We start from the raw sequence: 26,944 nt of genomic DNA on the forward strand, positions 1-26,944 counted from the left end.
CTCTCCGGGTCTTGAAAAGGCCGGTTTTCCATCCGGGTCCATTCGCACCTGACCCCGATTTTATACCTGCGCTTGCCTGGAGTCAATCCGGCTAGACGAAACAAGAACAGCGATTACGTATTGCCTGATCTAAGGCTACGGTTTCTGTTGCAGGTACTTGGCTGTTACTCCTCTTCCTGAGCGATTATGAATGCCAAGACTTGCCAACTAGGGTATAATTAAAAAGCAAGCTAATAATGCTTGAATCAATCGAGAAGGAGGTGGAAGACTTGAAAAGTGTCGAAATCGCTTCTGGGGTTCACTGGGTAGGGGTTCTTGACCCATCTCTTCGGGTATTCGACGTAGTAATGGAAGCCCCTCACGGCACTACCTACAACGCTTACCTGATCCAAGGTAAGGACAAGGTCGCTCTGATTGAAACGGTAAAAGAGAAGTTCTTTGACGAATACCTAGAAAAACTTCGAGAATTGACCGACCTGTCGAAGATTGCGTACCTCGTATTGAACCACACCGAACCCGATCATTCCGGAAGTGTAGCCAAACTGGTCGAACTAATCCCCGGACTAGAGATCGTAGGTTCGGCTACCGCCTTAAAATTCTTGCAGGGTATAGCGAACCAACCACTCAACGCCCGCGAGGTCGGCGACGGCGACCTTCTCGACATCGGAGGTGTTAGCCTCAAATTCATTTCAGCCCCGTTTTTGCACTGGCCCGACTCCATGTTCACCTATCTCCCCGAAAAGCAGGTCCTGTTCACCTGTGATGCTTTCGGTGCCCATTATTCCGACGAGCGGTTGTTTGTTGACCAAATAGAAGAAGATTACCTGCCGGACTACAAGTATTACTTCGACGTTCTTATGAAACCCTTCAAGTCTTACGTGCTCGAGGCTTTGGCTAAAATCGAGTCTCTGCCCATATCCTGCATATGCCCGGGGCACGGTATGATACTGAGACAAGACTGGCGGCATTATGTAAACTTGTACCGGGAGTGGGCTAGCGAAGAACCATTAGGTGACAGGCAGCGCAGGGTCACCGTGCTCTACGTTTCCGCCTACGGTTACACCCGGGAGATGGCTTCTTATATCGTCGAAGGGCTGCAAACGGCCGGGGAATTTGAAGTGCAAACCCTCGACCTCGAAAAGACAGATATCGACACCGCGGTAAAAGCAGTTAGAAGCTCCGGCGCGCTTTTACTCGGTTCTCCCACCATTATGGGCGATGCTCTCCCACCGGTGTGGAAACTGCTAACACGGCTTAGCCCCATCATAGACGCAGGGAAGATAGCCGCTGCTTTTGGCTCGTACGGCTGGAGCGGAGAAGCTGTTCCCAACATCGAAAACCGCCTGCGCTCTTTGCGTATGAAGGTCCTGCCCGGACTGAAAATCAATTTCAAGCCTTCGCCTCCGGACTTGGATAAGGCTTTCATGTTCGGTTACCAGTTCGGCCAGCAGCTCTTGGAAGCGGCAAAATCGGAGGAGGAGCGCAAGTGGCGCTGCACCGTGTGCGGACAGGTTTTCACCGGGGCGGAACCGCCTGCCGTCTGCCCCGCCTGCGGGGCTTCTCAAGAAAACTTCGTCCGGGTGAAAGACGAAGAGATAGAATTTACCTCCGATGCTGCGCTTTCGATAATTATTGTCGGAAGCGGAGCCGCAGCCGTGGCAGGAAGCGGCGGGGCCAGCGCTGGCAGTGCCTGCGCTGCGGTTACATCCACGAAGGACCGGAGCCCCCCGACATCTGCCCGGTCTGCGGCGCTCCCAAGAATATGTTTGTACCGATAGAATGACCTAGCTGCGGTCTGTATCGTGAATTTAATCTGAGGAGGGGTTCGTAATGACGGAACTCAAGCAGGTATACAGGTGCAATGTCTGTGGAAACATGGTGGAAATGGTTAGATCCGGCAAAGGCGAACTGGTCTGCTGCGGACAACCTATGCAGCTCATGGTCCCGCAGACGACTGAGACGGCTTATGAAAAGCACGTCCCGGTAATAGTGCAAAGAAACGGCGCAAAGATTACAGTCCGGGTGGGAGCAACTCCCCATCCCATGATGCCCGAACATTTCATCGAGTGGATAGAACTGATAACCGAAGACCGGGTGCTTCGCCAACACCTGAAGCCGGGGGAAGAACCCGTGGCCGAGTTCTTATTTGAAGGGGATACCTTCCGACTGAGGGAGTTCTGCAATCTGCACGGATTATGGGAAGCTAAAATCGGATCCTAGCCCAGCAACCAACAAAAACCCGGAAAGCGGTGCATACCCAAAATGTACAAAACCAACCCTGAAACTACTGAGCTAAAATCGGCCGTGGTGTCCTTTTGTCGCCAGCAAGGAGCCGACCTAGTAGGGTTTGCCCCTGTGGAACGCTGGAACGAACATAACGAAGTGCCGCCGGATCACCGGCCTCAGACCCTGTTTCCCCCAGCGAGAACGGTTATAGTCATCGGTTTGTCCATGCCCTTGCCGGTGGTTGAGACCACACCTTCGATACTTCATAAAGAGGCTTACGACACGACCAACCGGCAGTTAGACAGCCTGGCCCTGGCCCTGGTGCGCCACCTGAACGCCCGGGGTCACGCTTCCCATTTTTTCAGCCGCGACGGCTTCGGCAGCCTGGGGGCCATAAAGGAGAAGCCGGGTATAGCCTTCAACCACATCCCCGCTGCCAGGTATGCTGGACTGGGAACAGTCGGCTTGAGCAATCTCATTTTGACCCCGGAATTCGGTTCCAGAGTCCGCTTCGTATCGGTGTTCACAGTGGCGTCTATCCCCGGCGACCCTATGATAGAAAAAGACCTGTGCATCCAGTGCGGGGCGTGTGCGCGCTTGTGCCCGGTTAACGCCATTATTCCGGTAGAAGGAAGCGTGGCGGGCAATTTCGACCGCGAAGCGTGCCTGGAACGGCACATAGAGCTTACCAGAAAGAAACGTTACCCGTGCGGCATCTGTACCAAAGTGTGCCCGGTCGGAAAAGACCGGCTGCTTTACCGTCAAAAAGGCATAGTCAAAAAATACGAAAAAGAAGAAGAGTTACTTAAAGATAACCCGGACCACCCTGACTACAAGTCGTGGACCGTTGTACGCAGGTTCGGAACCCGCGATTGACCTGAAACCGGAGGGAGGATGAATATTTAATGAACCTGAACCAGTTTGTTGAGAAGTTCGAAATTTTCTTAAAAGGTGATCCGCCGCTGGAGGAGATATTCTCCGCCGGGCGCAGCATGGTAGGCGAGCTTGTTTCCAGCCCAGGGTGGCTGAACGACACCCTTACCCGCCTGGTTTTGGACGACGATTTCCTCAACTCGCAGTGGCACGCCATCGACCCTAACGACATTGTCCTGTACCGCCATCCCGAGAAGCTCTTCACTGTAAGGGCTTTCATTTGGGAGCCCGGTGTGTTTTACCCGGTGCACGATCACGGTTCCTGGGGCTTGGTAGGAGCCCATATCAACCGCATCCGCGAGCGCAAATACGTAAGAACCGATGACGGGAGTAATGAAGATTATGCAGAGATCGAGATGACAGCAGATGCGGTCCTGGATCCGGGACAGACTACTTATGTAGAGTTTCTGGGCCTGCACCAGATGGAGACTGCCGATGACAAAGTAACAGTCACCATTCACGTATACGGCAAACCTATGCGCAGAGGCTACATCCAGCTCTTCAACCTGCACAACAAGCGGATACACAGGGTATATGCGCCCTCGCTCTTTCCCAGGGTCTTGGCCATAAGAACCCTGGGTTCCATCTCCGAAGAATGGGCCAAAGAAGTGCTCCGAAAGTCTTTGTCCAAAAGGCAGCCGGACTACCTCCAGAAGGAATGCCTATTGGCCTTACACGATGCTTCTGGTGGAGTTTGATTAGGTTTGATTGCACCCTTGAAAAGAATTAGAATGTAGGAAGCAGGGTCGGCATTTGTTTTGGTTAGTAGAGGAGGACCGGATAATGCGCTTCAAGGTATTGCTTGAGTGGGATAATGAAACCGGCGTTTATGTGGCTACTGTTCCGGCCTTACCCGGTTGCGCTACCCAGGGGAAAACTAAAGAACAAGCATTGGAACGGGCTAAAGAGGCTATAGCCGTGACTGTGGCAGGACTCAAGGCTGCGGGCCAGCCTGTTCCCACGACCGATGTCGATATTTCAGTAGCAGAAGTGGTGATACCTGCTTGAGCAAGCTCCCCCGGGTAACTGGAAAAGAGATGTTACAGGCGTTACAGCGGAGCGGGTTCGTAATTACACGCGTTCAAGGCAGTCATCATTTTCTTAGCCACCCAAAGGACCGAACCCGCTGGGCCACAGTGCCTGTACATGGCAAAGAGACGCTATCGCCTAAAGTTATTAAGTCTATTTTGAAGAGTGCCCGTTTATCACCAGAAGAACTTGAGAAGCTGCTATAAGCGATACCTATAAATGGGAAAACAACGCAAGAACGTCGTACAAAGAGCTTAATGCCTAGCCCGACTTTTTCAATTTCCTCTGCCCCGAAAAATAGCCACAGATTAACACAGATTAACACTGATAAACACAGATGATGTCTTACTCAAAAACTTCTCGGTCTTCGTTAGTAATGAGGTTATCGTTCTCTAGTGGCGACACCGCTGTGTGTCGCGAAGATATGCGTGCAGATTTGGTGAAAAACTAGTGCACCAAAGTAAAAAACCCGCCAACCTGGGCGGGGCCTTTATTTTCTGGTGCCGGGGACCCGAGTCGTTTCAATCCACGCTCCCGCGCGGGGAGCGACGCACTGCAAGCGGTAATGCAACAGATTACAAGGCTGTTTCAATCCACGCTCCCGCGCGGGGAGCGACTCAGGATGGGTAGCTGTGTAGATTACCAAGCTGTTGTTTCAATCCACGCTCCCGCGCGGGGAGCGACGCCGACATCAATTGTTGCTATAGGCGAGATGGATGTTTCAATCCACGCTCCCGCGCGGGGAGCGACGCCAGCGATAGGGCATATAAAGCTGAAAGACGTGTTTCAATCCACGCTCCCGCGCGGGGAGCGACCTAGCGAGATATAATTTAAGAACCGTCAAAAACACGTTTCAATCCACGCTCCCGCGCGGGGAGCGACGGAGCTCCGCGGCTGGAGCGCAAAATGTTTCACGTGTTTCAATCCACGCTCCCGCGCGGGGAGCGACGAGGCGGAGTCGGGGTCGATTACGGGTTGGCTCGGGTTTCAATCCACGCTCCCGCGCGGGGAGCGACTGCTAAGCCCCAAGTCGAGGCCCTCGACCAAGACGTTTCAATCCACGCTCCCGCGCGGGGAGCGACACTGCTGGGGCGTGGCGTTCGACATAGCGGTGATGTTTCAATCCACGCTCCCGCGCGGGGAGCGACCCTTCCTTGCTTCCCCGGGGAAGAACCCCTCAAAAGTTTCAATCCACGCTCCCGCGCGGGGAGCGACAAACAACGTGGGAATGTAACTGGATTGATATTTTACCTGTTTCAATCCACGCTCCCGCGCGGGGAGCGACCCTCCTGCCAGGGAGAAGGCGCTTTGGCTGTGATGTTTCAATCCACGCTCCCGCGCGGGGAGCGACCCGTATAAGGCTTTATGGGCTACCTTGCGAAAAGTTTCAATCCACGCTCCCGCGCGGGGAGCGACGGATTGTGGACTATAATAAAAAGGGAGGAAAAGGTTTCAATCCACGCTCCCGCGCGGGGAGCGACACGGTGCTGGCCGACTTTATCATGCTGGGCACACAGTTTCAATCCACGCTCCCGCGCGGGGAGCGACAGTTGAATTAAAGGCTTCCAATAATAAACCAACTGTTTCAATCCACGCTCCCGCGCGGGGAGCGACTTTCCCAGAGCACGAGAGTGCACAGGTCAATGTCGTTTCAATCCACGCTCCCGCGCGGGGAGCGACTGCGGAGGGTTATTACCCGGCCATCCTGCAGCTTGTTTCAATCCACGCTCCCGCGCGGGGAGCGACACAACCTGGCTCAACCAGGGACGATGGGATGATGTTTCAATCCACGCTCCCGCGCGGGGAGCGACTACCGCCTCCACCGGACTTTATAGCAGAGCATCATGTTTCAATCCACGCTCCCGCGCGGGGAGCGACATCTATGCCACCTCCTTAGTGCACCACAAGGGTCCCGTTTCAATCCACGCTCCCGCGCGGGGAGCGACCGGATTGTCATGCTCCATGTCCGGGAGGAAAGAGTTTCAATCCACGCTCCCGCGCGGGGAGCGACCCACTTCAACGCGTGGGTTTTTAGGGTCAACCGCGTTTCAATCCACGCTCCCGCGCGGGGAGCGACGCCGTTTGTCTTCCTGCCTGGGCGTTTGTATTAGCTGTTTCAATCCACGCTCCCGCGCGGGGAGCGACTCCAGCAGCTCCCACTCATAAATCCTATGGCCCCAGGTTTCAATCCACGCTCCCGCGCGGGGAGCGACTCTAATTTCCGGCGATGTTCCTGATAAACCGCCAGTTTCAATCCACGCTCCCGCGCGGGGAGCGACTTGCATTGCAAATTGTCCAATCCGCCCTCAAGTGTTTCAATCCACGCTCCCGCGCGGGGAGCGACCTTGACTTAGCCCGCTTAATAACCGCCCTCAATCGTTTCAATCCACGCTCCCGCGCGGGGAGCGACCTCCTCGACGTGGCTGATGACTATAACCTTCGCGTTTCAATCCACGCTCCCGCGCGGGGAGCGACCCGACGCGGCCGGCTTTATTCTTGCTGACACTCTGGTTTCAATCCACGCTCCCGCGCGGGGAGCGACACGGCCCTGTTACACACAAAGATAGACTACTACAAGTTTCAATCCACGCTCCCGCGCGGGGAGCGACCAGGCCAAGCCAGTACATGAGCATAAAGGCAACACGGTTTCAATCCACGCTCCCGCGCGGGGAGCGACTTTCAATTTCTTGAACTTTTAGGGTTAAAAAAATTATGTTTCAATCCACGCTCCCGCGCGGGGAGCGACCTGGGACGACCTGGGCAAGGAAAGTTTTAGGACGTTTCAATCCACGCTCCCGCGCGGGGAGCGACTCAGGTGATACCGTTATGACAGGTTTTTCAAGTTTGTTTCAATCCACGCTCCCGCGCGGGGAGCGACAATATCAAGCTGGGGCTATGGGGTTAAACTTTCAGTTTCAATCCACGCTCCCGCGCGGGGAGCGACTTCAAAATGTTAGATTGGGGATGCACACCACAAGTTTCAATCCACGCTCCCGCGCGGGGAGCGACCAACTGCAATTTGATATAACCCTTCAGGAACAATTGTTTCAATCCACGCTCCCGCGCGGGGAGCGACAATTAAATTGAAGCAATATAAAGATTATGGAACGTTTCAATCCACGCTCCCGCGCGGGGAGCGACATACCTGTTCCTCGGTCATATCGCCCGCCTCGAAGTTTCAATCCACGCTCCCGCGCGGGGAGCGACCACGCCTCCACCTCAACATAATTAGCTGGAAGCCCGTTTCAATCCACGCTCCCGCGCGGGGAGCGACCCAGCCCGCAACGATTTTCAATTCAGGGGATTCTAGTTTCAATCCACGCTCCCGCGCGGGGAGCGACAACCAGATTCCATATTCTACACCATGGGAAAGGTGTTTCAATCCACGCTCCCGCGCGGGGAGCGACCTGGTTTGGAGAATATGAAAGGTGCGGTGAAAGCGTTTCAATCCACGCTCCCGCGCGGGGAGCGACTTGGAACGAGATTGAGGAAGAATTCCAAGAAAAGAGTTTCAATCCACGCTCCCGCGCGGGGAGCGACAGAAATCTTTGCGAGCAGAAGCTGAGCTAATACAGTTTCAATCCACGCTCCCGCGCGGGGAGCGACGATGCCGTTGGTTGATATAGGTTTATCCCCAGGTGGTTTCAATCCACGCTCCCGCGCGGGGAGCGACCCATAGATAGTTCCTTTTTCAACTTCTGCTTCAGGTTTCAATCCACGCTCCCGCGCGGGGAGCGACTCCAAGGTTCCGTTGTAAGGACGAAGAAGGCCAGGTTTCAATCCACGCTCCCGCGCGGGGAGCGACGTATACGAGGCTACTGCGTACGCCCCACTAGACCCGTTTCAATCCACGCTCCCGCGCGGGGAGCGACTTCTACATATTTATACAAACCGCAAGAAACGCAAGTTTCAATCCACGCTCCCGCGCGGGGAGCGACTTATACCACGAGGGGGTCCGTGTATCCCCTCAATGTTTCAATCCACGCTCCCGCGCGGGGAGCGACGTTCTTCTTTCTTTCTTCGTTGACCAAGTTCCCGTTTCAATCCACGCTCCCGCGCGGGGAGCGACTATTAACTTTCCTCTCTGATATTATTATACAATTTGTTTCAATCCACGCTCCCGCGCGGGGAGCGACAAACTACCACGATAGAACCGCACAGGGGAATAAAGTTTCAATCCACGCTCCCGCGCGGGGAGCGACTTGGCTAAAGTCGGTGTTACCGCTACTGAAGCAAGTTTCAATCCACGCTCCCGCGCGGGGAGCGACACGACGTACCTGTAGCTACAGATACAGCCATATCGTTTCAATCCACGCTCCCGCGCGGGGAGCGACCAAAACAACTTTGTATTGGAGCTTTAATGAGAATGTTTCAATCCACGCTCCCGCGCGGGGAGCGACTAAACAATATATTGATTGGCTTAGGAAGCCAATAGTTTCAATCCACGCTCCCGCGCGGGGAGCGACCCGGAAGGACCATGAACGATTGATAATGTCCCCCGTTTCAATCCACGCTCCCGCGCGGGGAGCGACCTTGTCAGCAGAGGAGTTGAGGTGCTACGCCAAAGTTTCAATCCACGCTCCCGCGCGGGGAGCGACTTGGACTCATTGTAACGCTCAATTGCATACTGCCGTTTCAATCCACGCTCCCGCGCGGGGAGCGACACGGTAGGTTAATGGTTCCTGTAAGAGTAATTGCAGTTTCAATCCACGCTCCCGCGCGGGGAGCGACATGAAATAGTTATTGGTGGAGTTTATTCAAACGGGTTTCAATCCACGCTCCCGCGCGGGGAGCGACTTATGTCGTCCTCGGCGTCGTTAATGAGAAACAGGTTTCAATCCACGCTCCCGCGCGGGGAGCGACGTCCTAGATGTTGTTCAGAAGCAATTTTACTTCTGTTTCAATCCACGCTCCCGCGCGGGGAGCGACCTACTGCAATTTGAGAATCTCTGTCCATTAACCTGTTTCAATCCACGCTCCCGCGCGGGGAGCGACCCCATTAAACGTCCGCCAATTCCTTTTACAGTGGTTTCAATCCACGCTCCCGCGCGGGGAGCGACCAGTTTCCTCTCGCAATTCCATTAGGTAACAAAAAGTTTCAATCCACGCTCCCGCGCGGGGAGCGACATAGGAGAGGCATATCTAGGAGTTGATGTTGATGTTTCAATCCACGCTCCCGCGCGGGGAGCGACCTCCAAAACAGGGAAAGGAGAGGTCTGGAATGAGTTTCAATCCACGCTCCCGCGCGGGGAGCGACGTTCCAAGCAGATTTCCTTGTGAATCGTAAACAGGTTTCAATCCACGCTCCCGCGCGGGGAGCGACCAAGTCAATCCCCGTTTGTAGTAGGATGCCGGTTTCAATCCACGCTCCCGCGCGGGGAGCGACCGCCCTGTTGTAGTATCTGCGACATTACTTGATTCGTTTCAATCCACGCTCCCGCGCGGGGAGCGACGTTTTTTATCCCTGTCCAGTCCATTCTCGGCAGTGTTTCAATCCACGCTCCCGCGCGGGGAGCGACTTAATCGGATTGGGCAGGCAAGGCAGGTTAGTTTCGTTTCAATCCACGCTCCCGCGCGGGGAGCGACATTTGTTGGGGATTCGGGGTTATTGTTTTGACAAGTTTCAATCCACGCTCCCGCGCGGGGAGCGACGTTGGCGAAAGAGAACAGATGCTTAAAGGCACTGTTTCAATCCACGCTCCCGCGCGGGGAGCGACGGCAAACTGTTTATTTAAGCGGGCTTCCGGGTCGTGGTTTCAATCCACGCTCCCGCGCGGGGAGCGACCCATTTTTGGAAAGTTTTTTCCCATGATTGGGAAGTTTCAATCCACGCTCCCGCGCGGGGAGCGACTGGAGGAAAAGTTAGAGCGGGTTGAAGAAGCAGAAGTTTCAATCCACGCTCCCGCGCGGGGAGCGACCAATCCTATGCGCGGGAGACGTATTTGACTATTGGTTTCAATCCACGCTCCCGCGCGGGGAGCGACTTTCAAAATGTTAGATTGGGGATGCAAGCCAGAGTTTCAATCCACGCTCCCGCGCGGGGAGCGACTTACGGCGGCTATGATGATTTTGCTGTCAATAAAGTTTCAATCCACGCTCCCGCGCGGGGAGCGACCCCTCGTTCATACGAACAAGGTCAGGACATTCTTGTTTCAATCCACGCTCCCGCGCGGGGAGCGACCTCACTAATTTGTGGTAGGTCGCATTATCTCGTGTTTCAATCCACGCTCCCGCGCGGGGAGCGACATTAACCATAATAGTCTTCGGGCTTGGGTTAAAGTTTCAATCCACGCTCCCGCGCGGGGAGCGACACGGTAGGTTAATGGTTCCTGTAAGAGTAATTGCAGTTTCAATCCACGCTCCCGCGCGGGGAGCGACTTCGAGTTTATATTGCGCCACTACTCTCGTCCTCCCCAGTTTCAATCCACGCTCCCGCGCGGGGAGCGACGCAGACGCAAAAGTAAGCGTTCCATTCGCATAACTGTTTCAATCCACGCTCCCGCGCGGGGAGCGACGAAACTTGAAGCAGATTTGCGCTGGAAAAACGATGTTTCAATCCACGCTCCCGCGCGGGGAGCGACATAGTCGGGCACTCACATAAAAAAGTTGCCAGTAGTTTCAATCCACGCTCCCGCGCGGGGAGCGACGGGATTGGAGATTAAGACAAAAGCGGGAGGGGTGAGTTTCAATCCACGCTCCCGCGCGGGGAGCGACTGCACTAGCTAGACACCATAGCGACACTAAGAGACGTTTCAATCCACGCTCCCGCGCGGGGAGCGACCCAATTCCTGCTCGGCTTTGGCTACCTCGCGCTGTTTCAATCCACGCTCCCGCGCGGGGAGCGACCGGCCGCGAGAATGACCCAGCGCGGTAAGTGGATGTTTCAATCCACGCTCCCGCGCGGGGAGCGACGCACCTTGAAGGAGTCAAGTGCGGTTCGTATGCGTGTTTCAATCCACGCTCCCGCGCGGGGAGCGACGGCGTTTAAATAAAAAGGAGGAATGAACCATGAAGTTTCAATCCACGCTCCCGCGCGGGGAGCGACTTGGGCAAGTTAAATTCTTCAGGCTTGGTACGCTGTTTCAATCCACGCTCCCGCGCGGGGAGCGACTCCGAAGGTCACTCTCAAGGTTGTAGTTCCTCGTGTTTCAATCCACGCTCCCGCGCGGGGAGCGACATCAATGGGCAGATACACGTAACGCATAGGCCCACTGTTTCAATCCACGCTCCCGCGCGGGGAGCGACATTTCAGCTTGTAGCCCACATTCGACGTTCTCAGGTTTCAATCCACGCTCCCGCGCGGGGAGCGACACCTTGTCATACGCAAGTTGTAACCGCAGGCATGTTTCAATCCACGCTCCCGCGCGGGGAGCGACCTTTGGTACTTCTACATTGTAGGCATTTCCTAATGTTTCAATCCACGCTCCCGCGCGGGGAGCGACCCACATTTCCGTCACCTCCTTCCTGTGATGTAATGTTTCAATCCACGCTCCCGCGCGGGGAGCGACGGATAGAAAAGAAGGTGAGAGAAGTCCTACAAAAGTTTCAATCCACGCTCCCGCGCGGGGAGCGACCCACCTCCCGTAAATCGCAACAAAAAACCGGGGGCGTTTCAATCCACGCTCCCGCGCGGGGAGCGACACGTCAAAGGGCGATTTATACGGGTCAAGCCCGAGTTTCAATCCACGCTCCCGCGCGGGGAGCGACCCTGTGGAAGCCGGATGATATGGTTTGATAAAAAGTTTCAATCCACGCTCCCGCGCGGGGAGCGACACCATTCCCAATGAGGGTACCACCTTTTGAGAGTGTTTCAATCCACGCTCCCGCGCGGGGAGCGACCTTACGATGATAGTAGAGACGATTATCCGTTGTGCGTTTCAATCCACGCTCCCGCGCGGGGAGCGACGTTGGTTAACCAATAGGAGTCCAAAACACAAGTTGTTTCAATCCACGCTCCCGCGCGGGGAGCGACCCACTTCTAGTAGCCTTCTTTGCGCCGTAATTCAAAGTTTCAATCCACGCTCCCGCGCGGGGAGCGACCTCGTGATCTTGTACCTGTTTCTTAATTTCTTCGTGTTTCAATCCACGCTCCCGCGCGGGGAGCGACATCATCGCTTCGCTATAACCACCCCAGTCAAGGGTTTCAATCCACGCTCCCGCGCGGGGAGCGACACGGCATTTGCGCCCCTCCCTGTGTTAGCTGTCCAGTGTTTCAATCCACGCTCCCGCGCGGGGAGCGACTATTTATCAAATTCGGTGTCAGTAGTTGCTTCTTGTTTCAATCCACGCTCCCGCGCGGGGAGCGACTTGATTACATCATCACATACAACAATGAGCGTCTGTTTCAATCCACGCTCCCGCGCGGGGAGCGACCGCGATAGACAGGTTGTCGAGGCAAAATTTCGCAAGTTTCAATCCACGCTCCCGCGCGGGGAGCGACTGTATTGCCCATTGCTGCCATTCGTTCGGCTCTTTCTGGCTGCGGTTCCGCGCCCCAGCCGCGCTCAGGTACGGCTTATCCGTTTATTACAGCAGTCCCACGCTAAGAATACCGCAACCTTCCGCATCGCGAACCTCCCAGGCAAACAGCCACCACTATAGGTTCGCGCTCTTGGAGTGTGCAAAGCCATTCTTGCCTGACCAATTGATGCTAACCGAAGTGCAACCAGTTAGAAGCGTTTTAGATGTGCAAAAACCCTTCTGGATCGTAGCCCGGATTCGCTCCTACGTGCTCCACCCGTCGTTGCCAGTTAGCGCCCAGCCGGTAGTACCTTAAACTATCGTGCTCTTTGTCAATGATCTTTTCCAGACGGTGTTTTAATGCTACAAATTGTGCCGGATCCACTAGGCATTCAAAAACCGATTTTTGAACCCGCTGTCCGACATTTTCGCATTCTTTTGCAACTAACCGCAACCTCTTCTTGCCTTCTGGCGTTTCAGTATTAACGTCATAAGTGATAAGGACCATCACACAGCATCACCTCATTTCCATATAAACGGCGGGTAACCGTCGATGTCCCCCCGCAGGTGCCTAGCGAGGAGCAACGCCTGAATATGAGGCAATAACCCCAGTGATACCTTTTCATTAATAAACGGGTGCGTAATCTGGTCCCTTTTTCTAGCCTGGTAGGCCTGGAGAACCTCCCTTCTCGTGTCATCGCTCATAACAACAGCCCCTGATTCCTTCTTTTGAAAGCCTCTAGCTGTCACCTGCCGCCTATTGATCAAAGTTAGAGCCAGCCTGTCGGCGAGTATCGGCCTCAGTTCCTCCATGAGGTCGAGAGCCAAACTCGGCCTGCCCGGTCTATCTCTGTGCAAGAACCCAACTGCCGGATCTAGACCAACTCCTTCCAGGGCAGATGCTACGTCATGTGCCAGAAGAGTGTAAAGAAACGACAGTAAAGCATTCACGTTGTCCGTCGGAGGACGTCTCGACCGTCCTGTAAACGCAAACTCGCTCGTCTGAACCGTGATCAAATGTCCCAATACACCAAAGTACAGCCTCGCCGCTTCTCCTTCGGCACCCCTCAGCCATTCTAAGGTCTGTGGATGCTTTAAGGTTCGGGCTATCTGGGCTAGCCTGTCTACGGCAGATTGAATCTCAGCAGCCCCTGAACAACCAGGGTAATCTCTCAAGGCCCTCATCAATACCGTCCTAGAATTAAGTACTTTGCCCAGTACCATGGCCCGCGCCAGTCCAGACGCCCTCTCTTCCTCATCGGCCCTCCGGTACTGAGCACGACGCAAAAGAACATTTCCCCGTACAGGCCCCTCTATTCGAGCCAGGAAACGTCCGTTCTCAGTAAAAAATGCGAGGGAAACGTTGCGTTCACCGCACAAGCCCATAAGCTGTGGACTGCAGGAAACCTGCCCAAAACAGATGATGCTGGCCAGCGTGTGTATTGGAACCCTAAGCCTTATTTCCTTATCAACCCTCACGCAAACTGTCTCGCCTTCTTTGGACAAATACGCCCCTTGTGTAGTAACGTACAAAGTGTTGAGAAGCCTCTTCACGGGTCCCTCCCCTATTCTATGTCAAGCTCGTCCAACACTTGTTGGAGGTATTTGGAAACATTCTTGCCGCCACCTGTGGCCCTGGGTAAACAATATTCATATAACGAGCAGCTATTACATTCCCGTCTATACACCGCCGCCGGCGTGCGGCCCTCGCGAGTCAGGTAATGCAGGCGCAAAACAGCCTCTTCGGTAGCGGCGCGCAGAGGCTCGTCAAACGACACCGAGTGCCTGCGACGGGGCCGCCCGTAATATATAGCTCCCTCTGTTACACTGACGCCTAGCATTTCCTCAATACATAAAGCCTGAGCGCACAATTGAACCTCATCGCTTCTATCAACCTTCGGCTTCCCATGTTTGTACTCGACGGGCACGGGCTTCCACAACCCCGGCTGTCCCTCTATGGGAATGCCCTCACGGCCATCTTTCACGCACACGGCAACGAACTCTACCACATCGGCCTTCCCAGTAAGTCCTAATCTTAAGGACTTCAATGGCAGACCCCTGGTGATGATAATACCGTCCCGAACCTCACGGTCGTGCTCATGAACCCGCTCGTGCATTACTCTACCTTGAGCCGTTAGGATATTTTCAACCCACAACTGTTCCAGGTGAATCAGAGCCCACTGGCGCTCGCAAAAAACTAGGTGTTGCAGAGCAGAGACGGGTAATAATTCCTGTTCCTGGTACATGGCTAGACATACGCCTTCAGTTCAATTCCCGGCGGCAACTCCTTTTGGTTCACCACGATTTCGTAGTCGTCGAATGAACGCGGGGGCTTCGAAGGCTCTTTCTGTTCGATGCGAATTAAGTCGAATAACTTGTGAGCAGGGGCTTTACCCAAGCCTTTCTCATCGTCGTGGGAAAAGATGTATAGTCCCCTACAGGTCATTTCCCCGCGGGCGGCCGACCGGTCGTATTCGAACATGTTCCCCAGCGCCTCCCACAAGACAGCAAGATCCTCACTGGTTACGGGATTGCCCTTTGAGGTCAAGCGCTCGGCCAGTTTGGGGTTGTAGAACCCGTGACACCGATAAAGACCATAGGGAACTATAGGCTTTCTTCCCATCTCTGTCTGCTTTGATCTCTTGTCAGCTTCCCTTGTAATAGCTACCCTTGTAATACTCACGTCCATCGGCAGTATAGGCGATATCGACCGGGCAAATGTCAGTTGCACAGGTCCGCGCACCTGACCGGCGTTAGTCCCGGCTGTCAACACAGCCCCGAACATGCGCATATCGTAATATCTCTTTGTCATAACTTCTTTGATTGCATCCCTGTCCGAGGCACTCAGTTTCTTCAGGTTCCTGCCGGCTGCAACCAGGTCTTTGACCAGCTGCTCAAGCTTCGGCCTAATCTCAGGCGGGACTTCTCCTACTTCTTCCTTTACGGTGTCCAGGATATCTTTCTGGTTTTTCATTTCCCGGATATACCTGACCTTTTTGAGATCTTCATTCACGTCGAAAACATCGGCCGCTTCGTTTACCAGCCACTCCAATAGTCCCTCGTCGTTAACCTCTACCTCCGGAAAGGCGTACCCGTGCTCGGCCATTGAGTTGTAATATAAGGTGTTAAGAGCTACCTTGCTCTGAACAAATATTGCTTTACCGTGAACCAAGGCCGCGTAATCCCTTATCTTTCTTTTCAGGGCAACATCGGTGACAAAACCGTGGTTGGTTTCGGGGTCTATGCGAGGCATGTTGCCCGCGTCCGGGTCACCGTTGGGGTTCCCGTTTACCACGTCAAAGAGAAAAACAAAATCGTGCTTTCTGTCTGGATTGAAACAAAGCTCCTGAGCCATAAAACCTACCTCCTCCTATCTGTTAGCCCTTGTGGCGGCGAAATCTGCCCGCTGGTGATAAAAACCGAGAGCAAACTCTCCTTGCTGTGATACAGGAAGGGTCTGCGGAAATCCGCCCAGCTCGTCTATGGCTAACATGATCTCTTCCAGTAACGCTTCGAGCTCGCGGCAGAGATTGAAATACTTCTTCCTGATTTTCGGCATATGGGCCTTTGTAGCCATGCTGATGAGCAATGGGAAAACGGTTGCAGGTGACGTAGAGGCAGAACCGTAGTAACGGTCAATAAGGGTAGATGAGAGCGTGCTACCCGCCGCCCGCTTCTGTATCTCTTCCAGCACGGCAAGCAACCGTCCTGCCTGGTATGCCGAATCCCGGCGGCTCCGTTGTAAGGTCTCCATCTCTTGGGCATCCTCCTTTCCAAACGTCAAGCAGAACTTGATCAAGGTGCACAACCTTTGCCAGACCTCAACCGGATCGAGCCTCCTTTTGTCGCGTTTTTTTGCTTCCAAACCACCATCCCGAGCGCCAGAAACCCGGACACGTCTCACCGCCGACAGCAGAAGAGACGACGGCGGCTTTTCCCCGCGATAGGCAGAACGTATAAGCGATTTAGCCATGCCCGGATCCGCATCCGGAAGCGGGGCCAGCAACTGTGAAATATTGTAAGGAGCCCGTTTGTTGCCCGCCGCGTCTACTAATCGCAAGGCCTCAAAGTACCTCGCCAAGTTGGCTTTAACCTGCCCCGCCCCCACCTCAATCCAGTCCCTCACCGCAATCCGGCCGGTATTCGGCGACAGCACAGCCAGGTAAAAAGTGTTTTCATCCAGATTGAGAGCATTTGCCCCAGTTCCCAATGGGGCCCTAAGAAACCGGTCTATCAATTCCTCCGTGGTCTTGACTTCCATCGACTCGGGCACAACCATCGGCGTCGCAAACAGTTTTTCAAAGCTGATTTCTTGCCCCTCCAGGGAGAATTTCGCGTCTTCCTTAAGCCAGTATACTGCCACCTGGTTTCGCGGACTATCGTTGTTGACCTTGCCTTTAGCTGTCCTGTCTTCGTAGATGACCTGAGAGTTCTGCTGTACCAGGTAGTTCAAAGCCTGGGAAGCATTTTCCGCGCAGGGTACACACATTCCCACCGGGGCACCCTCTTCCGAAAAAGAAAACGAGACGAATGCGCTTTTGTTGAAACTAGCGATCTGCCGGTTTCCGCTCTTGAGAACGATCTTAGTAGGGATATTCCTGACAATTCTCTCCCGTCGACCGCAGATGCAGCAGGGTTGTTCCGCACTACTGGCAACGTCGCCTGATACTTTTCGCGCCCAGAATTCTTTGATCTGCGGCATCTCGTGTAGGTGTTTGCCCCGCAGAGGTCCCTTTTCGTAAACAAAGGTGATCCACTGCTTTCCCAGAATGTCGCGTTTTCCGAACGCCTTGGCTACTGATCCGTCTTCCACCCGTTCGCTAACGCGGGTTACAGCTTCCCGCAACAAATCGTCCTCGATACACGGGGACAACGCTATCTGCTCCAACATGGCCTTGTAGGCCTGGTGCTTTGCAGCCGCCTTCCTATCAACCTTGTCTTGACTTATTCTATTAATACCGAGCACGTATGTAGCCTCATCCGCTAGCGGGCACGGATACACGTTGCTGGTCCGGTTTGCAGGCTTGGGCCGGGGGCGGTTTTCCCCCGCGTATTCTTCAACCTCCACCCTATCCTCATCAGGGTAAATGTGAACCACCCATTTTATGGGTTGTGAATACCTGTCGTACCCGATGGGATTCTTGTTGCCCTCTTTTTCCAGCTTTTCCGCTTTGTCAACTAATTCCTTTAACATGGACCCCCTCCAATCTGTAAAGCTCCTCATACTTGTCCCACGGAACCCGCATGACCCCTTTCTCTACCTTAGCGTAGAAAAACAGAGGCTGGGCAAAACCGTAAACCACGCTGGCCGTATTGTCTTCATGCCTGAAGAAGCTCATGTCGGTCCGTTCAGAACTCTGGCAGTAGGCAATGTCAAATAACATGTTGCCTATGGTGATGCTGGTAGAAACAGGTTTTTCGTCCCCCTGGGGCAAGCTGAAGTACGCCGAACACTCCCTCGTCCCCAGGTAGGGCTGGTGGTGACACCGGCCGCGTTCGGCACGGCGAAGGAACTGTTCCGTATACTTTCTCTTAGGGTGTTCTGTCTCTTTCTTCAGCCTGATGTCCGCGAAAATCAGGTATGACGGATTCTTGAGGAAAAGACCGGTCCTTTGCTGCCTTCTCTCTTCAACGACGAAACTGGCCGTGTCTGCGCTCTGCCGGCTGTCAATCTCATTGCGCATTACCACCAGTTCTTCTATAGGATTCAGTATCCATATCTCCCTGATCTCCCAGCGAAACTCGGGCTTCCAAAAAATAGCTTCAAGAACTCCCCGAGCTGCTGATGGTGTCATTACGCGATAAGTAACCCTTTCTACCTTGAACTCCGGCCTAGTAAAACAAGCCAGGTCTCCCCACACTTTAACTGCAACATCGTAGTTACCCAGCAAGAGGTCACCTCCTTTCAAACCTTTTAAACGATGAGGTCTGCAGGGTCTCTCCATACTCCACTGAGGCCTCTCACATCGTCATAAGCACCTTCCCACAGATACAAACCGTCGGTTATTTTAGAAAGCAAACCGTCCCTGAAATATTCTCTCGCCTCCCTTTCGTAGATATTGACCATGTAAGCCTGAAGGTCCCGCCAGGAATCCCGGCTAGGGTCTGCCTGCCAGCGCTGCAGCGCCTCCTCGCTTTGCCCATACTTGACAACGACCGGCACCGTGTCTTCTCCGATGATGCGGTAGTCCTCCGCCACCTTGGGGAAGTTCAGCCTAGAGCGGCTTTTCTGGATACCGTATTGGTCGAGGTTTTTCCCCAGGACGCTGAACAACCGGGAAAAATAATCTTCGAATATATTCGGCTCGTTCAGAACATCAGGCGAACCACACTCCGCCAGTATCAGCTTTGCCTGCTCTAAACCTGCCTTGTAAGGCCCTCTGGGCACCTTCTCGTCTTCCAGTTCGAAGATAACGACCTCGCCGAATCCCGGTAGTCTCCCTTCCCGGTTGCAACGGCCCGCTGCCTGTACTATCCTGTCCAACGGTCCGACTGCCCTATAGACGACTGGAAAATCTAGGTCCACGCCTGCCTCTACCACCTGTGTGGCAACCAGATTCACGGGTTTTCCTTCGCGCAAACGTCTCCGCACCTCTTCCAGTACTTTTCGGCGATGAGCACTGCAGAGCAGCGTCGACAGGTGCAGACAATCTTTTTCTCCCAGCTCATCCACCAACAGCAGGGCGTTTCTTCTCGTATTCATTACAACCATGACCTGCCGGTATCTGGATACTTCGCCGGCCAGTTCTGCTATTGAAACCGGCTCTTCTAACCTCGTGTACTCGACTCGCTTCAACATTTTGAAGTGCCGCGGATAATCGGGTATTATTTCTCGGATTTCGATTCCTTCCAATTCCGGCAAGAACTCGTCTTTTAGCGCCGGCTGAGTTGCGGTTGACAAAACCACTGTGGTGCCGTAGTTTTCGGCCAGGTCTTTCAATACCTGCATAGTAGGTCTCAAAAGCTCTGGTGGAAGAGTCTGCGCTTCATCGAATATCAACACACTTTTGGCGATGCGGTGTATCTTGCGGCATGACGAAGGTCTATTAGAGAAAAGACTCTCCAACAATTGAACGGTAGTCGTGACGACTAGCGGTACGTCCCAGTTCTCCTCTGCCAAGCGCATCCGCAGCACTCGCTGCTCTTCGTCCTCTTCATCGCTCGTCTTTACCTGACTGTGGTGTTCCAGAACAGAATCCGGTCCTAATATACTCCTGTAGACTTCGGCGTTTTGATCGATGATACTTGTGTACGGTAGAGCGAAGATAATCCGTTCGTGTCCGTTAGCCAAGGCGTGTTCCAAGGCAAAGGCCAGTGCGCTGCGGGTTTTGCCTGCTCCGGTAGGAGCAGTCAGGCTGTACCATCCCTGAGGGCTCTTTGCCGCATCAACGCATGCTCTGTAAACGTCTCTTCGAACTTCATTTACAACGGACAGCCTATCTTCGCTCTGCCGCAGCAGTTCCTCCTGATCTTTGCGAAACCGTATCGCCAGCTCAGCCAGAGTCGGCCCCTGATCACGGAGTCTCGCGCGTTCCGGGAAAAAGTGCAGCTCGGTGTCCAGTCTGTCAGCGTCAATCAATACTGAGAACAGCATTCGGATGAGGAGTTCGCGTTGCAATTCGTTCAGAGACGGAATCTTTATTCCTCCACTCGCCGTCCTTTTCAGCAATTTCTGCAACATGTCGGTCATCTCTTGGACTAGGTCTTGGTCAGTACTATAGCCTACGAGTTTGCTTGTCAGTGTCCCGATTTCCTCGAGGCCCGAGTGGTGACCGGCCACTATAAGGGCCAGGTCATCCTTGACTTCAAACCTGGACAGAACACTGCGAATAAATACCGCACCCAGCGGCGAATGAGGTACTTTTCGCTTTGGCTGGCCAGCTTCTATAGCTTCCAGGTAGCTTTGGAAACCTGGAGATACTTTGCCGATATCGTGAAAGGCGCCTGCCAACCAGGCCAAGGGCTCCAATATCCCTCCATAAAACCTCTCTGAGTATTTCCCAGCCAGCTCAGCCACTGCAAGCAGGTGCTCATCAAGCCGGTGCATTGCACCTTCAGAATTGCGGGTGTGTGCATAGTAAACGCACATACCTGATCCTCCCCTTTGCTTACTTAAACTAATTATGCATCCGGTTCTTCGATTCCTTCCAGAATTTGTCGTCAAATTTCGACATTTTCAATAGCTGATCAGAAAACGTTCATGCGCATTTTGCCTAGTGAGTTGTGCTTTGAGGAAAAGCACAATAGACTTATAGTTGAAAGAGGGAAATAGGAGGTTACAGGTTATGCGCTTTACGGCTGTGGTCACGAAAGAAGGGCAATGGTATGTTGCTAAGACCGTCGAGGTAGAAATAGCAAGCCAAGGTAAGACTATCGAAGAAGCCCTCGCAAATTTGAAGGAGGCTCTGGAACTCTATTTCGAGGGTGAGCCCTTGCCGGAAGCCCTACCCGAGCACGTAATCGCAACGGTTGAGGTAGCAATATGAGCCCTAAACTGCCTGTAGTATCCGGGCCGGAGGTTATCAAAATCCTTGCAAAAGCGGGGTTCTGCCCGACCACTCAGCGAGGTAGCCATGTGAAAATGCGTCACCCTAGCGGCAAAACAGCCATAGTGCCTTTGCATGATGAGCTCGCCCCCAGTACGTTGCGCTCAGTTGTCAAGCAAGCGGGCCTCACTGTGGAGGAGTTCATTACGCTACTGAGGTGAAAGAAGCGTGCAATTTTTCCCATTTTGGGCATAACAAAACCCCCTTCAGTCGTTACGGATTCTGAAGGGGGCAAAATTCACTGGTGCCGGGGACCCGAGTCGAACGGGCACGGAGGTCACCCTCCGACGGATTTTAAGTCCGTTGCGTCTGCCGATTCCGCCACCCCGGCATCGATTTTCGGGTCGTGAACGGTAACAAAGGTTAAAACGGAAATGGAGGGCGAGACCGGATTCGAACCGGTGAATGGCGGTTTTGCAGACCGCAGCGTTGCCTCTTCGCCACTCGCCCTCATCATTGATGCAGTTGTCCTAATAAAGTAAATGGAGCGGAAGACGAGATTCGAACTCGCGACCCTCGCCTTGGCAAGGCGATGCTCTACCACTGAGCCACTTCCGCTCAACAATGGTGCCTCAGGGCGGAATCGAACCGCCGACACGCGGATTTTCAGTCCGCTGCTCTACCATCTGAGCTACCGAGGCACGCATGGCGGAGCCGACGGGAATTGAACCCGCGACCTCCGGCTTGACAGGCCGGCATGGTAACCCCTCCACCACGGCTCCTAATCGGTTAGGTACAGAACCTCAAAGCAATACTAATTATAGCACGGGGTACCAGCCCCGTCAACGACGTTGCCCTATATTTTGAGTTTATACCCTGTTCAATATCGCCTTCTTGATGAAGTTAGGCAGTACGAAACAGGCTTGGTGAATCCCGGCATTGTAGTAGTTGGTACTGATGCCCAGTTCCCGGTACTGGTCAGCTTTAAAGTCTTTAATAGGATGGTACTTCTTCGAACACAAAGTAAAGCTCCAAATGCTCGAGGGGTACGTGGGTACATATGCCCAGTAGATCCGGACCAGCGGGAAAATGCTCCTCAGGTTTTCGTACATCCTTCTCAAGGTCCGCTGGTGATACCAGGGGGACTCAGACTGGGTCACCATGATCCCGTCCTCGTTCAAGCGGTTGTAAATGTTTTGATGAAAGTTCTTTTGGAACAGAACCTCTGCCGGACCGATGGGGTCCGAGGCATCGACCAGTATCACGTCGAACTTCTCATCGGTTTCCGCCATGAATTGCGCTCCGTCCTGAAACAGTATCCTGGTCTTAGGGTTATCGAGCTCGCACGCTACCTGCGGGAAGTATTCTTTGCACTTCTCTACCACCATCTGATCTATTTCCACCAGGGTAACCTGCTCGACTTCTGGGTGTTTTAATACTTCACGCACGGTACCGCCGTCACCGCCTCCAATCACTAAAACCCGGCGCGGGTTAGGATGGGTAAAAAGAGGCACGTGGCTAATCATTTCGTGGTAGACAAACTCATCCTTCTCAGTTATCATAATCGAGCCGTACAGGACCAGCATCCGCCCGAATTCGTATGTTTCGAGAATGTCTATCCTCTGGAAGGGACTTTGCCCGCTGTAAATTACCTGTTTTACTTTTAGAGTCAGCCCCGCTCTTCCTTGATGCAGTTCCGAGTACCACACGTTCCACAGATCCACCATTGACTCTTCTCTTATGATGTCTTCCGACACTTTATTCCTCCTCCCGACATTACGTAAAAACTACCACTTGTTTTAAAACTATATCACAACCTCTTTCCGCCAAGCAATTCACCCGGTTAAAACAGCTTAACAGGCTCGGTACGGCTTTTCCCGCATGGGCCTGTCATCGTGCGCGGACCGAATTCGCCGCAGCTAGTCGACCACAACCGTACGAGCGGGTGGGTAACCGTTGAAATTGCTGGCACTGGCTGCCGTATAAGCCCCCATGGAGAGAGCGATTAGGGTATCGCCAATTTCCAGTTGTGGCATTACGGTGTTGTGGTAGATAACATCGAAAGAGTCACAGGTCGGCCCCGCGATTATACACTGTTCCCGCGGCCCTTCCCTTTCGCTCAGAATCAGATAATCGCAGTGATCATACAAACGACCTGAAAACGAACCGTACAGCCCGTCGTCCACATAGTACCACCAGACGTTGTTTCGCTTCGACTTGCCTACAACAGTCATGACTAAGTTGACAGCATCGCCAATTATGAACCTGCCTGGTTCGGCGATCACCGTGATGTTAGGGAAATAGCTGTCAAGCGCTTCCTGAATCGGCGAAAAAAACCTGCGAAGGGGCATTATCGGTTCGATGTACTCGACCGGGAAGCCTCCCCCGATATCGAGAAAATCGAGATATATACCGTGCAACGCCAGGGAGTTAAAGACTCTTTTACATTCGGCAATGGCGTCCGTGTATTTGTAAGGATTCAAGTTCTGGGATCCTACGTGGAAACACAAGCCCCGCACAGCCAAGCCCATCTCGGCCGCCTTGATAACCAGTCCAGTCGCCTCATCCGGTGGAACCCCGTACTTGTAAGACAAGTTGACCACGCAGTCTGGGTTGGGAAAACTCAGCCTTAGCAACAGGTTGACATCTGACCCGTAAGGTTTGAACTTCTCCAACTCGTACTCATTATCGAATACGAACCATCTTACTCCCTGCTCTACGGCAAAGCGGATATCCTCCGGCTTTTTTACAGGGTTAGTGTGGATCATGTTCTCGCTTTGCACTCCGATACTCTTGGCCGCAAGTATTTCTTGAGGCGAACAAATATCGAACCGGTCGGTGAACTCCTTCACGGTTTTCAAAACATCCGGGTGGGCATTAGCCTTTACCGCGTAGTACATCTTGACCCCCGGCAAGTAGTCGTTGAGGATAGCAAACTTTTCACCTATCTCTCGCCGCGAAACGACCATGAGCGGGGTTCCCCATTTCTCTTTAAGTTTTTTAGCTTCATCGAAGCTCAAACGCAACATCGATCTAAGCCCTCCCTTCTTTCCCAGTTCGCATACATAAAATATAGCTGGATAACCGGCTGCAACCAGCAGCCAGCCCAGCTTGACCGAGCGCACGGTATCTATTTTATCATATACTCTCACATTCTCAAGATAGCTAGAGCAGCTTTTCCCCAATCAAGCATGCTACATCACATAGCCGGCCTTATTTCTGCTTTCCTCAAAAAATCCAAGAAGAGATCCACGCTTTTTCGCCGCTGCTTTTGTTTAGGGAAAACCACATAGAAATTACGCTTGAAATCAATGTCTTTAACCTTCAGAGCCCTAATCTTTCTCGAATTCTCAGCCTTTTTAGCAGCCCATTCAGATACCAGCGATATACCCATCCCTGCTTCTACCGAAGCTAGAACCGCTTCGGTGCTACCTAATTCCGCTACCACGTTAAGGTCTTCTCTTTTGATACCCCGTCCTTGTAAAGCATCCTCCAACGTCATCCTGGTCCCTGATCCCTTTTCCCTGAAAACCCACGGTTCCTGCAGGGCATCGGTCACCGTCACACCGTCCATTTCCAAGAAACGATGGCCTTCAGGAACCACGAGGACAAGTTCATCCGATATCCATTTAAAAAAATCGACCCGCCTGTCCCCAGCCCAAGCCCCCACAACACCTACATCCAATTGCTTGTCAACAACTTTACCCATAATAACCTCGCTGTCCCCGACTTCCATGTAAATAGCAACGTGGGGAAACCTGGCCTTAAACTCGGTCATCAATGATGGCATGATGTACTGTCCCGGAATGGTGCTGGCACCTAGGAGAAGCCTGCCCTTGCGAGTCTCCAACAGATCTCCCATCACCCGCTCGGTCTTTTCAACTGCCCTCAGTATATCTTTGGCACACCCGTATAATGCCTCTCCTGCCTGGGTCGGTTTCAATTTCTTCCCTGTCCTTTCCAGCAAGAGAACCCCATACATCTCTTCCAACGCCTGAATCTGCTTGCTGACAGCAGGTTGAGAAATATCGAGTTCGCGAGCGACTTTCGTAAAGTTTTGGGTTTCTATCACTCTAACGAAAGTCTTAAACAGGTCGATTCTCATATTCTTTACATCACCAGCCAGTGTTCCTCACCGCCCTAACCCTCATCTCAAAAAACCGCTCAAGATAGCGTCTACTGCTTCCTGCTCAGTGAGCCCGAGAGACATCAGCTTAATCAGTTGTTCCCCCGCTATCCTGCCTATGGCCGCCTCATGAGTCAATACTGCTTCCGCATTTTCGGCTACCAACTCGGGAACTGACCTGATCTGGGCTCGATCCATTATTATGGCATCACATTCAACATGCCCGTTGCTCCTCGCTTTACCGATCAGAGCCGCTCGAAATTCCTGGCGGGAACTTTCCTGGGCAACCGAACGCGATATCACCTGGGCTACGCCCCCCGTGCCCACCAAGTGAATCTCAATCGTCGATTCTGCCTCTTGATCTCTGTGGGTCAAAAGCTTCTCGACTATTTTCAGGCTCCCCCGATCGTAAATATAGGCAGTCGTCACCCGCCGCGTGTGGTCGACTCCCCTTATCTGAACCAGTTCCATTTCCGCCTGAGCCCCTTCTTCCACGGTTATCACCGTATTGGGATTGAGTATCCTTTGCGCTTCGGGTCTCCCCTCACCGTAGTGCTTTTCCACATAGCGCATACGGGCACCCTTTTTCACGATGACCTCGTGAATCCCATCGTGCCTCGACACATCCTGGCCAGCATTGTGAATGCCGCAACCCGCGACCACCAGTACGTCAGAGCCTTCTCCAATAATGAAAGTATTGTATACCACGTCTTTGAACCCGCTTCGAGTTAAAATAACCGGAATATGCACCGACTCGTTGACCGTGCCCGGCTTCACGATGATGTCTATGCCTGGCCTGTCCGTCTTACCCACAATCTCGATATTGGGAGAAGAACGCCTGAGCACCGCTTCCCCGTCTCTCCTGATGTTCACGGCACCTTGTGGAATCGAATGCAAATCGGCTACTGCTTGCAAGAGATCCCTTTCTACCTTATTGAACTCCATGAGCGATACCTCCGCACTGGTCCCTCATCTTGCAGCAAATCTCATCTTTTATCAAAGGCCATATCTCGGCTGCGGTTCCTCGCTGTTGAACTTTCCCCTCTGAGATGAGAATGATCTCGTCGCAAACAGGCAGGAACTGTTCGTTGTGACTTATAACTATTGCCATCTTTTCCGGGTTCCGCTTGTACCTTTTTAGTATTATGTCAATCAACTTCTGGATGGTCCACAGATCCACTCCGGATTCCGGCTCATCAAAAATGCTGATCCGGGCGTTCCGAGCCAGCAACTGTGCAACTTCTATCCTTTTGGCTTCGCCCCCACTTAAACCGGGCCCTACATCTCTATCAAGATAATCTTCCGGACACAGTCCCACGTCCCGAAGATACCCGCGGACTTCAGTAGTCTCAAGCTGAGGACCGGCGATCTTCATTATATCTGATACCGACAACCCTTTGAATCGAGGCGGGTTTTGAAAAGCATAGGCAATGCCCCGGTGCGCTCTTTCTGTAACACTTAGCCCGGTTATGTCTTCCCCGTCTAGGATAACTTGTCCCGAGTTGGGAGTGTAAATACCCATTATTACCTTGGCTAATGAGGTCTTACCGCCTCCGTTGGGACCGGTAATCCCATAAAGCTTCCCTGGTTCCAAGCTCAGACTGACATCTTTCAGTATCTCTTTGCTGGAACCGTTGTCCCCATCAAAGGCCACATTTATGTTTCTCAATTCAAGCACTCCGTA

At 53.2% G+C, this 26,944-nt stretch carries 20 protein-coding genes, 5 tRNA genes, 1 pseudogene and 1 CRISPR repeat array; of the genes and pseudogenes, 9 read left to right on the forward strand and 17 right to left on the reverse strand.

Features of this window, described 5'->3' with window-relative positions:
* Positions 1-347: 347 nt before the first annotated feature.
* From SLIP_RS07610 to SLIP_RS12410, 7 genes and pseudogenes are all read left to right on the forward strand, one after another.
* A pseudogene (locus SLIP_RS07610) lies at positions 348-1,562 on the forward strand (FprA family A-type flavoprotein); the annotation flags it as partial.
* A complete protein-coding gene (locus SLIP_RS13120; RefSeq protein ID WP_423218584.1) occupies positions 1,502-1,783 on the forward strand; it encodes a rubredoxin-like domain-containing protein in 282 nt (93 codons plus the stop codon). The pseudogene SLIP_RS07610 and the gene SLIP_RS13120, both read left to right, overlap by 61 nt.
* 47 nt (positions 1,784-1,830) lie before the next feature.
* Positions 1,831-2,220 (forward strand): desulfoferrodoxin, encoded by a 390-nt coding sequence (locus SLIP_RS07615; protein ID WP_013175702.1) that lies wholly within the window; start codon positions 1,831-1,833, stop codon positions 2,218-2,220.
* Positions 2,221-2,262: 42 nt separating this feature from the next.
* Positions 2,263-3,102, forward strand: a complete 840-nt coding sequence (locus tag SLIP_RS07620; RefSeq protein WP_013175703.1) for an epoxyqueuosine reductase — start codon at positions 2,263-2,265, stop codon at positions 3,100-3,102.
* Positions 3,103-3,131: 29 nt separating this feature from the next.
* On the forward strand, positions 3,132-3,857 hold the full coding sequence (locus SLIP_RS07625; protein WP_013175704.1) for a cysteine dioxygenase family protein: 726 nt from the start codon (positions 3,132-3,134) through the stop codon (positions 3,855-3,857).
* An 85-nt stretch (positions 3,858-3,942) separates the two neighbouring features.
* The gene (locus tag SLIP_RS07630; RefSeq protein WP_041432873.1) at positions 3,943-4,167 is read left to right on the forward strand and encodes a type II toxin-antitoxin system HicB family antitoxin; all 225 of its coding nucleotides are present in this window, start codon (positions 3,943-3,945) and stop codon (positions 4,165-4,167) included.
* Positions 4,168-4,196: 29 nt separating this feature from the next.
* Positions 4,197-4,394: a type II toxin-antitoxin system HicA family toxin gene (locus SLIP_RS12410; protein WP_242649156.1), complete on the forward strand. Its 198-nt coding sequence runs from the start codon at positions 4,197-4,199 to the stop codon at positions 4,392-4,394.
* Between the two features lie 312 nt (positions 4,395-4,706).
* Positions 4,707-12,628: a CRISPR direct-repeat array (repeat unit 32 nt; unit sequence GTTTCAATCCACGCTCCCGCGCGGGGAGCGAC).
* 240 nt (positions 12,629-12,868) lie between these two features.
* Here SLIP_RS12410 and cas2 read toward each other — a convergent pair.
* Genes cas2 through SLIP_RS07665 form a run of 7 tightly spaced genes read right to left on the reverse strand, consistent with a single transcriptional unit; the run spans position 12,869 to position 20,737 of the window.
* Positions 12,869-13,159, reverse strand: coding sequence for a CRISPR-associated endonuclease Cas2 (gene cas2, locus SLIP_RS07635; protein WP_013175707.1), 291 nt, complete (start codon positions 13,157-13,159; stop codon positions 12,869-12,871).
* Between the two features lie 11 nt (positions 13,160-13,170).
* The gene (gene cas1c, locus SLIP_RS07640; protein WP_013175708.1) at positions 13,171-14,202 is read right to left on the reverse strand and encodes a type I-C CRISPR-associated endonuclease Cas1c; all 1,032 of its coding nucleotides are present in this window, start codon (positions 14,200-14,202) and stop codon (positions 13,171-13,173) included.
* 11 nt (positions 14,203-14,213) lie between these two features.
* Positions 14,214-14,894 carry a CRISPR-associated protein Cas4 gene (cas4, locus tag SLIP_RS07645; protein ID WP_013175709.1) on the reverse strand — a complete coding sequence of 227 codons (681 nt, stop codon included), beginning with the start codon at positions 14,892-14,894 and terminating at the stop codon, positions 14,214-14,216.
* Between the two features lie 2 nt (positions 14,895-14,896).
* A complete protein-coding gene (cas7c, locus tag SLIP_RS07650) occupies positions 14,897-16,003 on the reverse strand; it encodes a type I-C CRISPR-associated protein Cas7/Csd2 (RefSeq protein WP_013175710.1) in 1,107 nt (368 codons plus the stop codon).
* A gap of 15 nt (positions 16,004-16,018) precedes the next feature.
* Positions 16,019-17,842, reverse strand: a complete 1,824-nt coding sequence (gene cas8c, locus SLIP_RS07655) for a type I-C CRISPR-associated protein Cas8c/Csd1 (protein ID WP_013175711.1) — start codon at positions 17,840-17,842, stop codon at positions 16,019-16,021.
* A complete protein-coding gene (gene cas5c, locus SLIP_RS07660) occupies positions 17,823-18,539 on the reverse strand; it encodes a type I-C CRISPR-associated protein Cas5c (protein WP_013175712.1) in 717 nt (238 codons plus the stop codon). The genes cas8c and cas5c overlap by 20 nt, the downstream gene beginning before the upstream one ends.
* 23 nt (positions 18,540-18,562) lie before the next feature.
* Complete coding sequence (locus SLIP_RS07665; RefSeq protein WP_013175713.1) at positions 18,563-20,737, reverse strand: CRISPR-associated helicase/endonuclease Cas3; 2,175 nt, start codon at positions 20,735-20,737, stop codon at positions 18,563-18,565.
* A gap of 196 nt (positions 20,738-20,933) precedes the next feature.
* Between SLIP_RS07665 and SLIP_RS07670 the strand changes: the two genes are divergently transcribed.
* Together SLIP_RS07670 and SLIP_RS07675 are read left to right on the forward strand one after the other, a co-directional pair.
* Complete coding sequence (locus SLIP_RS07670; protein WP_013175714.1) at positions 20,934-21,134, forward strand: type II toxin-antitoxin system HicB family antitoxin; 201 nt, start codon at positions 20,934-20,936, stop codon at positions 21,132-21,134.
* Entirely contained in the window at positions 21,131-21,355 is a 225-nt protein-coding gene (locus SLIP_RS07675) for a type II toxin-antitoxin system HicA family toxin (RefSeq protein WP_013175715.1), read from the forward strand. Before SLIP_RS07670 ends, SLIP_RS07675 begins: the two co-directional genes overlap by 4 nt.
* An 81-nt stretch (positions 21,356-21,436) precedes the next feature.
* On the opposite strand, the gene SLIP_RS07680 is transcribed toward SLIP_RS07675, so the two are convergent.
* The 10 genes from SLIP_RS07680 to SLIP_RS07725 form a co-directional block, all read right to left on the reverse strand.
* Positions 21,437-21,525, reverse strand: a tRNA-Leu gene (locus SLIP_RS07680).
* Positions 21,526-21,569: 44 nt separating this feature from the next.
* Positions 21,570-21,644 (reverse strand) — tRNA-Cys (locus SLIP_RS07685).
* Between the two features lie 33 nt (positions 21,645-21,677).
* Positions 21,678-21,752: transfer RNA gene (locus tag SLIP_RS07690), tRNA-Gly, on the reverse strand.
* 7 nt (positions 21,753-21,759) lie between these two features.
* Positions 21,760-21,835, reverse strand: a tRNA-Phe gene (locus SLIP_RS07695).
* A gap of 5 nt (positions 21,836-21,840) precedes the next feature.
* Positions 21,841-21,916, reverse strand: a tRNA-Asp gene (locus SLIP_RS07700).
* A gap of 87 nt (positions 21,917-22,003) precedes the next feature.
* Positions 22,004-22,861, reverse strand: coding sequence for a polyamine aminopropyltransferase (speE, locus tag SLIP_RS07705; RefSeq protein WP_041433524.1), 858 nt, complete (start codon positions 22,859-22,861; stop codon positions 22,004-22,006).
* A 192-nt stretch (positions 22,862-23,053) separates the two neighbouring features.
* The gene (locus tag SLIP_RS07710) at positions 23,054-24,163 is read right to left on the reverse strand and encodes a type III PLP-dependent enzyme (RefSeq protein WP_013175717.1); all 1,110 of its coding nucleotides are present in this window, start codon (positions 24,161-24,163) and stop codon (positions 23,054-23,056) included.
* 170 nt (positions 24,164-24,333) lie between these two features.
* A complete protein-coding gene (locus SLIP_RS07715; RefSeq protein ID WP_013175718.1) occupies positions 24,334-25,239 on the reverse strand; it encodes a selenium metabolism-associated LysR family transcriptional regulator in 906 nt (301 codons plus the stop codon).
* A 42-nt stretch (positions 25,240-25,281) separates the two neighbouring features.
* Complete coding sequence (locus SLIP_RS07720; protein ID WP_013175719.1) at positions 25,282-26,205, reverse strand: SufB/SufD family protein; 924 nt, start codon at positions 26,203-26,205, stop codon at positions 25,282-25,284.
* Positions 26,192-26,938 carry an ABC transporter ATP-binding protein gene (locus SLIP_RS07725; protein ID WP_013175720.1) on the reverse strand — a complete coding sequence of 249 codons (747 nt, stop codon included), beginning with the start codon at positions 26,936-26,938 and terminating at the stop codon, positions 26,192-26,194. The genes SLIP_RS07720 and SLIP_RS07725 overlap by 14 nt, the downstream gene beginning before the upstream one ends.
* Positions 26,939-26,944 lie beyond the last annotated feature (6 nt).

The sequence above is a fragment of the Syntrophothermus lipocalidus DSM 12680 genome, assembly GCF_000092405.1.
Classification (GTDB): domain Bacteria; phylum Bacillota; class Syntrophomonadia; order Syntrophomonadales; family Syntrophothermaceae; genus Syntrophothermus; species Syntrophothermus lipocalidus.

What these genes read in the sequence shown, in the direction of transcription:
- SLIP_RS07615 (WP_013175702.1), top strand. Translation starts at nt 1,831, where the DNA reads ATGACGGAACTCAAGCAGGTATACAGGTGCAATGTCTGTGGAAACATG.
- SLIP_RS07670 (WP_013175714.1), top strand. Translation starts at nt 20,934, where the DNA reads ATGCGCTTTACGGCTGTGGTCACGAAAGAAGGGCAATGGTATGTTGCT.
- SLIP_RS12410 (WP_242649156.1), top strand. Translation starts at nt 4,197, where the DNA reads ATGTTACAGGCGTTACAGCGGAGCGGGTTCGTAATTACACGCGTTCAA.
- SLIP_RS07620 (WP_013175703.1), top strand. Translation starts at nt 2,263, where the DNA reads ATGTACAAAACCAACCCTGAAACTACTGAGCTAAAATCGGCCGTGGTG.
- SLIP_RS07710 (WP_013175717.1), bottom strand. Translation starts at nt 24,163, where the DNA reads ATGTTGCGTTTGAGCTTCGATGAAGCTAAAAAACTTAAAGAGAAATGG.
- cas8c (WP_013175711.1), bottom strand. Translation starts at nt 17,842, where the DNA reads ATGTTAAAGGAATTAGTTGACAAAGCGGAAAAGCTGGAAAAAGAGGGC.
- SLIP_RS07630 (WP_041432873.1), top strand. Translation starts at nt 3,943, where the DNA reads ATGCGCTTCAAGGTATTGCTTGAGTGGGATAATGAAACCGGCGTTTAT.
- cas4 (WP_013175709.1), bottom strand. Translation starts at nt 14,894, where the DNA reads ATGTACCAGGAACAGGAATTATTACCCGTCTCTGCTCTGCAACACCTA.
- SLIP_RS07665 (WP_013175713.1), bottom strand. Translation starts at nt 20,737, where the DNA reads ATGTGCGTTTACTATGCACACACCCGCAATTCTGAAGGTGCAATGCAC.
- SLIP_RS07625 (WP_013175704.1), top strand. Translation starts at nt 3,132, where the DNA reads ATGAACCTGAACCAGTTTGTTGAGAAGTTCGAAATTTTCTTAAAAGGT.
- SLIP_RS07715 (WP_013175718.1), bottom strand. Translation starts at nt 25,239, where the DNA reads ATGAGAATCGACCTGTTTAAGACTTTCGTTAGAGTGATAGAAACCCAA.
- speE (WP_041433524.1), bottom strand. Translation starts at nt 22,861, where the DNA reads ATGGTGGATCTGTGGAACGTGTGGTACTCGGAACTGCATCAAGGAAGA.
- SLIP_RS07720 (WP_013175719.1), bottom strand. Translation starts at nt 26,205, where the DNA reads ATGGAGTTCAATAAGGTAGAAAGGGATCTCTTGCAAGCAGTAGCCGAT.
- SLIP_RS07675 (WP_013175715.1), top strand. Translation starts at nt 21,131, where the DNA reads ATGAGCCCTAAACTGCCTGTAGTATCCGGGCCGGAGGTTATCAAAATC.
- cas7c (WP_013175710.1), bottom strand. Translation starts at nt 16,003, where the DNA reads ATGGCTCAGGAGCTTTGTTTCAATCCAGACAGAAAGCACGATTTTGTT.